Origin of the sequence: Affinirhizobium straminoryzae (assembly GCF_007004135.1) — a bacterium.
GTDB lineage: Bacteria > Pseudomonadota > Alphaproteobacteria > Rhizobiales > Rhizobiaceae > Neorhizobium > Neorhizobium straminoryzae.
This window is the reverse complement of record NZ_VJMG01000110.1, coordinates 1-2,302: the sequence shown is the minus strand read 5'-3', so window position 1 is coordinate 2,302 and position 2,302 is coordinate 1. Positions and strand designations below refer to the sequence as shown.

The following is a 2,302-nucleotide window of genomic DNA, read 5'->3' as shown; positions in this document are numbered from 1 at the left end:
ATCGAACAGCGCGATGACGGCGATCCTGGCGGCCTCCGTCATCGCGCTGTTCGATGCGACCATCCAGCAGATCGTGGCGCTCGCCGTGCTGATGCCGATCGTTGCCGGCATGGGCGGCAACGCCGCCTCGCAAACCATGACGGTCACGGTGCGCGCGCTCGCCACCCGCAATCTCGACATTCACAATGCCTGGCGCGTCGTGCGCCGCGAGGCCGGCGTCGGCCTGCTGAACGGCCTGATCTTCGGCGTGCTGATCGGGGTCTGTGCCGGCCTCTGGTTTCAGGATACCAGCATCGGCGGCCTGATTGCGTCGGCCATGCTGATCAACATGATGGCTGCGGCTTTGGCCGGCATCCTCATCCCGCTGCTGCTCGACAAGATCGGCGCCGATCCGGCCGTTTCCTCCGCCGTCTTCGTGACCACGGTGACGGATGTGACCGGCTTCTTCTCCTTCCTCGGCCTTGCCACCTGGTGGTTTGCCATCGGCTGAGTGGCGTCTTGCCTGGCAGGTCTGCCAGAGGCCATGCCTCGGCGTAAAATTGACTGTTACGTAAAAGTCAATTACTGTGAGAGCGCGATGCAGGAAGCTGGCTTGAAAAAATATTATAGCATTACCGAGCTCACCCGGGAATTCGGCGTGTCGACGCGCACGTTGCGGTTCTACGAGGATGAAGGCCTCATTCACCCGGAACGGCGTGGCCGCACCCGGCTGTTTCGCGCCGCCGATCGGCGCCTGATCCAGGAAATCCTGCGCGGCCGCCGCATCGGCTTCACCATCGCCGAGATCCGGGAAATCATTCAGGTCTACAAGGAGCCGCCGGGCGAGATGGGCCAGCTGAAGCTCCTGATGAAGCGCATCGACGAAAAGCGCGACGAGTTGCGCCAGAAGCGCAAGGACATCGATGACACCCTGAACGAACTCGACAATGTCGAGGAAGCCTGCCTGACGCGGCTCGCCGAAATCGGCGTGGGCACCTGATTCCATTCCAACGCGGCATCCTCCGCCTCGTGCGGAGCGCTTCTTTGCACTGACGTACGAGGCGAGGTGTGGCGGCGCGCTGCGGCTGTCAGCGGCTGATCGCCGTGCATTCCTGCGCGATCGACCGGACCTTCTCCTGGCCGGCGGCGTCCAGCGTGCCGTTCAGCATCGGCTGGAACAGCGACTGGGAGACCACCCGTTCGGCGGTGCAGCCGCAGAAGCGTGTGCACAGGCCGGCATCGTTGCCATCGTCAAGGCAGGATCGCTCGCAACTGCGGGTGAAGCTTGCCAGCGGATCGGGTGCCGGTGGCGGTGCGACGAGCGTGGCCAGATAGACAAGGCCGATCAGCACCGGCTGGTGGACGAGATAAAAGACGAGGCTGTGGCGTCCAAGCCAGGTCAGTCTGTTCGCCTTTCCCTGCAGGCTGGCGAGCCGCACAAAGCCACCGTGCTTGCGCAGCAGTCCGGCGACGGCAATGCCGGCCAGAACGGCGGCGATCCATGGAAAGACCGGCACATAGTCGTTGGACCGCGGCATGGTGTCTGCAAAGCCGATCCAGGCGAGCATGCGGGTGTTGAAGATCTCGCTGTCGAGAATGCCGGGCGCCACCCAATTGTTCAGTACCATCAGGCCAGCGATCACCAGCGATAGCAGCCCTGTGAGAAGCGGCGGCAGGCGCAGGAAGGCAAGTCCGATCAGGCTGGAGAGGGCGATGTTGTGCAGGATGCCGAAATAGATCCATTCCTCCGGCATCGCGAAGCGCGTGGCGATGCTGATGACGAGCGCTGCGCCAGCGACCATGGCGAGGCGCTTGCCGAATGCCTGCCAGCGCACACCGGACCCATGCGCGAGCAGCAGGCTGACGCCGACCAGAAACAGGAAGGAACTGGCAATCACCCGGGCATAGATCTTCCAGGCGCCATGCGTGGCGGTGCCCGCTTCGAGGTAGCCGAAGAATTCGAGATCCCAGGTGAAGTGGTAGGAGGCCATCGCAAGAAGGGCTACCCCGCGCAGCGTATCGATCAGCAGGATGCGCGGCGTGCGGGAGCCGGCGACGGGCAGGGAGGCATCGGTGGAAGACAAGCGGACAATCCGGATTCAGGGTTGGAGGTGATCCATGATGGCGCGTCGGGCTTCCGAAAAGAACTGACGACGGATCAACACGAAGATCACGAACAGCGTTGACGCCATGAACATATAGGGCCCGATGAACCAGCCGAGATAGCCGATGGACAGAAAAATCGTCCGGAGCCCCGCATTGAAGTGGCGCGCGGCGATGATGTTCATGCGGATCACCTGATCGGCCGCGCGCTCGGCGGCGG

General features: G+C 63.2%; 4 protein-coding genes. 2 read left to right on the top strand and 2 right to left on the bottom strand.

The window, feature by feature from the left end; all coding sequences use genetic code 11:
* A partial coding sequence (locus tag FNA46_RS25085) for a magnesium transporter (RefSeq protein WP_143127971.1) occupies positions 1 to 490 on the top strand: 490 nt, incomplete at its 5' end.
* Positions 491 to 592: 102 nt separating this feature from the next.
* On the top strand, positions 593 to 979 hold the full coding sequence (locus FNA46_RS25080) for a MerR family transcriptional regulator (protein WP_143127970.1): 387 nt from the start codon (positions 593 to 595) through the stop codon (positions 977 to 979).
* An 88-nt stretch (positions 980 to 1,067) separates the two neighbouring features.
* On the opposite strand, the gene FNA46_RS25075 is transcribed toward FNA46_RS25080, so the two are convergent.
* Together FNA46_RS25075 and FNA46_RS25070 are read right to left on the bottom strand one after the other, a co-directional pair.
* Positions 1,068 to 2,063, bottom strand: coding sequence for a heparan-alpha-glucosaminide N-acetyltransferase (locus FNA46_RS25075; protein WP_244618045.1), 996 nt, complete (start codon positions 2,061 to 2,063; stop codon positions 1,068 to 1,070).
* A 15-nt stretch (positions 2,064 to 2,078) separates the two neighbouring features.
* On the bottom strand, positions 2,079 to 2,302 hold a 224-nt coding region (locus FNA46_RS25070), incomplete at its 5' end, for a DUF599 family protein (RefSeq protein ID WP_143127968.1).